7 protein-coding genes are annotated in these 6000 nt (G+C 67.5%); 6 read left to right on the top strand and 1 reads right to left on the bottom strand.

Features of this window, described 5'->3' with window-relative positions; all coding sequences use genetic code 11:
- The first annotated feature begins 1221 nt into the window (after positions 1 to 1221).
- From J2Z17_RS11650 to J2Z17_RS11630, 5 genes are all read left to right on the top strand, one after another.
- Positions 1222 to 1791 carry a head-tail connector protein gene (locus J2Z17_RS11650; protein ID WP_209945086.1) on the top strand — a complete coding sequence of 190 codons (570 nt, stop codon included), beginning with the start codon at positions 1222 to 1224 and terminating at the stop codon, positions 1789 to 1791.
- A complete protein-coding gene (locus J2Z17_RS11645; RefSeq protein WP_209945084.1) occupies positions 1791 to 2126 on the top strand; it encodes a phage head closure protein in 336 nt (111 codons plus the stop codon). The genes J2Z17_RS11650 and J2Z17_RS11645 overlap by 1 nt, the downstream gene beginning before the upstream one ends.
- Complete coding sequence (locus J2Z17_RS11640; protein ID WP_209945082.1) at positions 2123 to 2356, top strand: hypothetical protein; 234 nt, start codon at positions 2123 to 2125, stop codon at positions 2354 to 2356. Before J2Z17_RS11645 ends, J2Z17_RS11640 begins: the two co-directional genes overlap by 4 nt.
- Positions 2353 to 2748, top strand: a complete 396-nt coding sequence (locus J2Z17_RS11635; RefSeq protein ID WP_209945080.1) for a DUF3168 domain-containing protein — start codon at positions 2353 to 2355, stop codon at positions 2746 to 2748. The genes J2Z17_RS11640 and J2Z17_RS11635 overlap by 4 nt, the downstream gene beginning before the upstream one ends.
- A gap of 114 nt (positions 2749 to 2862) precedes the next feature.
- Entirely contained in the window at positions 2863 to 3126 is a 264-nt protein-coding gene (locus tag J2Z17_RS11630) for a sunset domain-containing protein (protein WP_209945078.1), read from the top strand.
- A 46-nt stretch (positions 3127 to 3172) separates the two neighbouring features.
- On the opposite strand, the gene J2Z17_RS11625 is transcribed toward J2Z17_RS11630, so the two are convergent.
- Positions 3173 to 4396, bottom strand: a complete 1224-nt coding sequence (locus J2Z17_RS11625) for an MFS transporter (protein WP_209945076.1) — start codon at positions 4394 to 4396, stop codon at positions 3173 to 3175.
- Between the two features lie 263 nt (positions 4397 to 4659).
- On the opposite strand from J2Z17_RS11625, the gene J2Z17_RS11620 reads away from it, so the two are divergent.
- Positions 4660 to 5763 (top strand): cation diffusion facilitator family transporter, encoded by a 1104-nt coding sequence (locus tag J2Z17_RS11620; protein WP_209945074.1) that lies wholly within the window; start codon positions 4660 to 4662, stop codon positions 5761 to 5763.
- Positions 5764 to 6000: the final 237 nt, after the last annotated feature.

The raw sequence follows: 6000 nt of genomic DNA, 5'->3' as shown, positions 1-6000 counted from the left end.
CTCGATTCGGCTTTCGCGATGCTGCGTTCCAGGGGCAGGACCATTCAACTCGAAGATGCCGCATGACGGCTCCCGGGCCGTTGCGGTCATTGGCAGTCGAATGCAACGGCGCAGCTGCGCGCGGGGAGAGGGGGACTGCGGCAGACCGACGGGGCGCGGGCGTCGCTTACCCCCCTCTGCCCTGCCGGGCATCTCCCCCTCAAGGGGGGAGATCGGCTGGGGGCGGCCGCTCGATCCGGCTTTCGCGACGCTGCATTCCAGGGGCAGGACCAATCCACTCGAAGATGCCGCATGACGGCTTCCGGGCCAAAGTGGTCATCGGCAGTCGAATGCAACGGCGCAGCTTCGCGCGGGGAGAGGGGGACTGCGGCAGACCGACGGCCGCGGGTGTCGCTTACCCCCCTCTGCCCTGCCGGGCATCTCCCCCTCAAGGGGGGAGATCGGCTGGGGGCGGCCGCTCGATTCGGCTTTCGCGATGCTGCGTTCCAGGGGCAGGACCATTCAATTCGAAGATGCCGCATGACGGCTCCCGGGCCGTTGCGGTCATTGGCATTCGAGTGCAACGGCGCAGCTTCGCGCGGGGAGAGGGGGACTGCGGCAGACCGACCGGGCGCGGGTGTCGCTTACCCCCCTCTGCCCTGCCGGGCATCTCCCCATCAAGGGGGGGAGATCGGCTGGGGGCGGCCGCTCGATCCGGCTTTCGCGACGCCGCATTCCAGGGGCAGGACCATTCCACTCGAAGATGCCGCATGACGGCTCCCGGGCCGTTGCGGTCATTACGGAGGAAATCTCAATTAAGCTATCGTGAGCTGAAGCTTCGGCAACTTGCGCCCCGGTATCGATCCAGACGCAACTTCGCCGATATCCTTGCTCCCATTCGGTGTTGGAATGGTGCAGCGCGAGGATCGGGTCCAATCAAAAAGGCTGATGCTCCGCTCTCGGCGAGTAGCCACTGCCCATTCGAAAAGAGCTCGGCCGACCCCGGCAGGGCAGAGGGGGTATCGGCGAGCGTGACGGATCTGTGGACTGCCGGCATCTGCTGCTCTGGCTGAGTGCGCCGCGTTCTCTTGCACGCTGCAACAGCCTTCTGTCCGCGTCGGCCTGATTTGGGCCGGGCCACGGGTCTCGAACCGTCCTGCGGATACCGTCTGGCGCGCGCTGCTGGCCGTGGTCGCGCATTTCAGTTTTCCAATTCTCTATCCTGACAATCTGGAGACATGCATGACCTATGCTCTGATCGAGGGGCCGGGTGTCGAGCCGGTGACGCTGGCCGAGGCCAAGGCGCATATGCGCATCGACGGGGTCGAGGAGGACGCGCTGGTGGGCGCGCTGATCTCGATTGCTACGCGGCATCTGGAACGCATGGCGGGGATTGCCCTGATCACCCAGCGCTACAGGCTTTACCTGGACTGCTGGCCGATAAGCGGGATCGTGCGGATCGACCATGGGCCGGTGATGCGGGTGGACGCGGTGACGGTCTATGACGCGGCCGGGGCGGCAAGCCCTGCCGCGCTTTCCGGACATTATCTGGACGGCGCAAGCCGGCCGGCGCGGCTCTGGCTGTCCGAGCGGCCGGCGCCCGGACGGGCGCTGAACGGCATCGAGATCGATTTTACCGCCGGTTTCGGCGAGACCGGGGCCGAGGTTCCGGACGAATTGAAGCGGGCCATCCTGATGCATGTGGCGCTGATGTTTGCCTATCGCGGCGTGGTGCCGCCGGGCGACCAGCCGGCGGCCATTCCGGACGGCTATGAACGGCTGATCGCGCCCTATGGCCGGAGGGCGCTCTGATGGCCGGCGTGTCGCTCGACCCGGGGGCGCTGACGGCGCGGCTCTGGCTGGAGCAGCCGGTGGAAATGCCGGACGGGCAGGGCGGGGCCGTGGTCACGTTCGAGGCGGTGGCATCGCTCTGGTGCCGGATCGAGCCGCTGGCGGCCCGTGTCGAGGAGGTGGCGGGGGCCGAGACGGTGACGGTGACGCACCGCGTCTGGCTGCGCCACCGCGCGGGCATCGCAAGCGGCATGCGGTTTCGAAAGGGCCTGCGGCTGTTCGTCATCCGGAGCCTGCGCGACCCCGACGAAACCGGCCGCTTGCTGCTGGCCTCCGTCGAGGAGGCGGGCGCGTGAAACGGTCGATCTCGACGACATCGGGCGATCTGGCGCAGGCGCTGCGCGCGCTGGTGCTGGGGCGGCTGGCGGCGGTCGCGAGACCCAAGGGACCTTCGGTGGTCGGCGCCGAAGCGGGGCCGGCCGCTGCGCGCGGGGGGCAACCACCAGAGGGCGCGCCAGAGGGGGCGGCAGAGGTGGCGAAAGGGGACGAGGCCGCAAACGGCAGTCCCGGAAAGGCAAGGCGATGAGCGATCCGGTCAATGCGGTGCTGACGGCCATTCATGCGCGGCTGACAGCGGATGCCGATCTGCAAGGCCTGGTCGGGGCGTCGATCTTCGACCGGCGACCGGAGGCGCGGATCTTGCCCTGCCTGGTGACCGGCGCGGTGGAGACGCGACAGATCGGCGCCGATGGTGGCGGGGTGAGCGAGATCCTGCTGACCTATGAGGCCTGGGCAAGCGGGCGGCGCGCGGCCGAGGCGATCGCAGCGGCCCTGCGCGCGGCGCTCAGTCAGGCGGATCTGTCGCTCGGGGCGCGGGGGCCGGTGTCGCTCGACCACCGGAGAACGTCGAGCCGGCGCGCGGCCAAGAGCGCGTATTTCCTGGCCGAGACGCAATTCCGGGTGGTGGTGGAGGACTGACGGACGGGGGCGGACAGGGCGGCGTTTGCCCGGAAAATCAGGGCGTATGCTGATCTGTGCAATTGTTGCGACGGGTTCAACGGAGCTGCAAAGAGTTTATGTCAGGATGTGCTCATGAAAACACTTCTCGTCTTCGCAACACTGGCTTACACGCTGGTCCTGACCAACACCGATCATCCGGGCTCGACGGCCCGGGCGATGCTCGACCCCGGCTGCAACATCAAGGGCAATATTGCCGTTCAGTCGGGCCGGCACATCTATCACACACCCGGCCAAGAGGATTACGACCGGACGATCATTCGCACCGAATATGGCGAGCGGTGGTTCTGTTCGGAAAGCGAGGCCCGCACCGCCGGCTGGGAAAAGGCAAGCCGCTGATGGCCCTTGCCGCGACCGGGGACCGGCTGCGGGATCACGCCGACGATCAGAAGCCCCCCCTCTGCAGGGCGGGCGAAGGGGCCAGGCGTCCGCGCCGGGCGATCAGTCCGAGCCAGACAAGGCCGGCAAGCGTGAACGCGGCCAGCAGGCCGCAATAGGTGATCAATCCATGGGTGCCGGCACGGTCGAGGACGGCGGTGGTGATGACCGGGGCGGTCGCCATGGCAAGATTGCTGGTCAGCGACAGATTGGCCGAGACCCTTGCATAGCGGGCGGGCGAGACGAAGGAGAGCGGCAGAAGCGCCCGGGTGACCGCGGCAATGCCCGAGCCGAAGCCGTAGCAGGCGACGAAGGCGAGCAGCAAGACAGGATTGCCGCCGGAAAACCACAGCAAGGGCAGGGACACCAGGATCAGCCCCGCGGCAATCGTGCCGGAAAGCAGCGCCGAACCGCGCTTGCCGGTGACGAGATCGACGGCGCGGGCGGAAATGCCGAACACCGAGCGCAGCGACCCGAGCTGCAGCGCCAGCGCCGGCGTGGCGCCGGCCGATTGCAGGAAGGGGATCAGCTGGGTGCCGATGCCGACGCCGACCAGGTTGAAGGCGGCCGAGACGAGGCCGATCAGCACGATGGCGGTCATCGCCATGGCCGGCGTCAAGGCGAGGGGCTCGATGGCGGCGGCGGCCCGTTTGGTGTCGTCATGGGCAACGACCTTCGGCAGCGCGAAGAGATGCAGCGGGGCCAGCACGAAGAATTGCAGGGCGGCGGCGAGAAGGGCTGCATTGCGCCAGCCGATAATGCCGTCGAGCGCCGACCAGATAGGCCAGAAGATTGCCGCCGAGAGGCCGGTGAAGATCATCAGCAGGGCGATGGTGCGCTTGGCATCCTGTCCCTCGCGCTCGACGACGGCGGCATAGCAGGGGACCGAAAGGCCGAAGGCGGCGCCGATGCCGAGCAGGCCCCAGGCGGCGAAATACAGGATCGGCCCGGCCGCCAGCGCCAGCAGGGCCAGCCCGAGGGCAAAGGAAACCGAACCCGAGGCCAGCACCCGGGCCGCGCCATGGCGCGACAGCAGCCGGCCGGTCAGGGGCCCGAGCAGTCCGCCCGTCACCATCATCACCGTCAGGCCGGCAAAGGCCACCTCGTTGGCCAGATCGAGATCGCCGGCAATGGTTCGGCCGAGCACGCCCGGCATGTCGAAAGTGGTGCCCCAGCCGACGATCTGGCTGACGGCGAGCACGGCAATCAGGCGGAGGCGGTCTGGTGACATGAGCGGGCTATATCGGCGGGCGACATGGATGGGAGATCCGGCGGGAGAGGGCAGACGCTATCTTCTAGCCGTGACGCCGGCCTGCTGCAAGGGAGAGTTGTGGGCAAAGCGGTGGCGGCTGGCCAGGATCTGTCAGCAGGATCGCGGCCATTGGCAAAGCCGGGCGGATTTTCGGTCTGCCGGGGCAGGATTCGCCGGGATATCGATCGGGTGAGAAAAAAACGGACTTGAAGCTCTAGTGGCTAGAGGAATTAGTGTCCGCCATGATCGAACCTGGCCGCCCTCCGGCAGTTATCTGTCCGGGTGAGCGAAAGACCCGCACGCACGAGACCTACGGAAAGCCGAAGCCCTTGCCACACGCACACGAGACCCGCCCCGCCCATACCGACAGCGATCACGCCCATGGTAACGGGCACGATCACAAACACGACCACAAGCATGGGCACGGTCATCATGGACATGACCATGGTCCGGGCGGGCATTCGCATGCGCCGGCGACCTTCGGCAAGGCGTTCGCGATCGGTATCACGCTCAACATCGTCTATGTCGCGCTGGAGGCCGTGTTCGGCCTGATGTCGGGCTCGCTGGCGCTGCTGGCGGATGCCGGGCACAATCTTTCCGACGTGCTGGGTCTGGTGATTGCCTGGGTGGCGGCGACGCTTGCCGCCCGGCCGCCGTCGCTGACCCGCACCTATGGTTTCAAGCGGGCGCCGATCCTCGCCTCGCTTGCCAATGCCGTCATCCTGCTGGTGGCGGTGGGCGCGATCCTGATCGAGGCGGTGCACCGGCTCTACGCGCCGCAGCCGGTGGACAGCGGCATGATCATCTGGGTGGCGGCAATCGGCGTGGTGGTCAATGCCGGCACGGCGATGCTGTTCATGCGCGGCGCCAAGGACGACCTGAATATTCGCGGCGCCTTTCTGCATATGGCGGCCGATGCCGGGGTGACGGTCGGCGTGATCATCGCCGCCCTGCTGATCGGCGCGACCGGCTGGCTGTGGCTCGACCCGGCGATCAGCCTGGCGATCGCCGTGGTGATCCTCGTCAGCACCTGGGGACTGCTGCGCGACAGCCTGAGCCTTGCCATGGACGCGGTGCCGCGCGGCATCGACCAGAGCAAGGTGCGCACTGATCTGGAGGCGCTGCCGGGGGTGGAGCGGCTGCACGACCTGCATATCTGGGCGCTGTCGACGACCGAAAATGCGCTCACCTGCCACCTGTTCATGCCGGCGGGGCATCCGGGCGACGCGTTTCTGCACGGGGTGGCAGAGGATCTGCGCACCCGGCACCGGATCGGGCATGTGACGCTGCAGGTGGAGATCGAGACGGACCAGCATTGCCGGCTGTGCGACGACAGGGTGGTGTGAGCGAGCGGCATCCGAGGCGGTTGCCGGTTCGGCGTGCTTTTGGGGCCAATTCCAGCCAAACGGGCGACGGAAGGCATGCCCTGCGCGCAACGCCTGTTTTTCCGGTCGCAAGCCCGTATTCCCTGCTGAAAGATCCCCTCCCAACCCTCCACAAGGGGGAGGGCTTGACCTGCGGCACGCCCGGCAGATGAGGCCGTCGGGTCCCGCGCGTTTTCGCCCCCATGTGGTCGAGATGGC

The sequence above is a fragment of the Heterorhizobium halophytocola genome, assembly GCF_017873095.1.
GTDB classification, from domain to species: Bacteria; Pseudomonadota; Alphaproteobacteria; order Rhizobiales; family Rhizobiaceae; genus Allorhizobium; species Allorhizobium halophytocola.
The sequence above is the reverse complement of the archived record's forward strand: the minus strand, read 5'-3'. Positions and strand labels throughout refer to the sequence as shown.

Excerpts from the sequence above, each read along its gene's own strand:
- J2Z17_RS11630 (WP_209945078.1), top strand. The coding sequence starts at position 2,863 with ATGAAAACACTTCTCGTCTTCGCAACACTGGCTTACACGCTGGTCCTG.
- J2Z17_RS11650 (WP_209945086.1), top strand. The coding sequence starts at position 1,222 with ATGACCTATGCTCTGATCGAGGGGCCGGGTGTCGAGCCGGTGACGCTG.
- J2Z17_RS11635 (WP_209945080.1), top strand. The coding sequence starts at position 2,353 with ATGAGCGATCCGGTCAATGCGGTGCTGACGGCCATTCATGCGCGGCTG.
- J2Z17_RS11645 (WP_209945084.1), top strand. The coding sequence starts at position 1,791 with ATGGCCGGCGTGTCGCTCGACCCGGGGGCGCTGACGGCGCGGCTCTGG.
- J2Z17_RS11620 (WP_209945074.1), top strand. The coding sequence starts at position 4,660 with ATGATCGAACCTGGCCGCCCTCCGGCAGTTATCTGTCCGGGTGAGCGA.
- J2Z17_RS11625 (WP_209945076.1), bottom strand. The coding sequence starts at position 4,396 with ATGTCACCAGACCGCCTCCGCCTGATTGCCGTGCTCGCCGTCAGCCAG.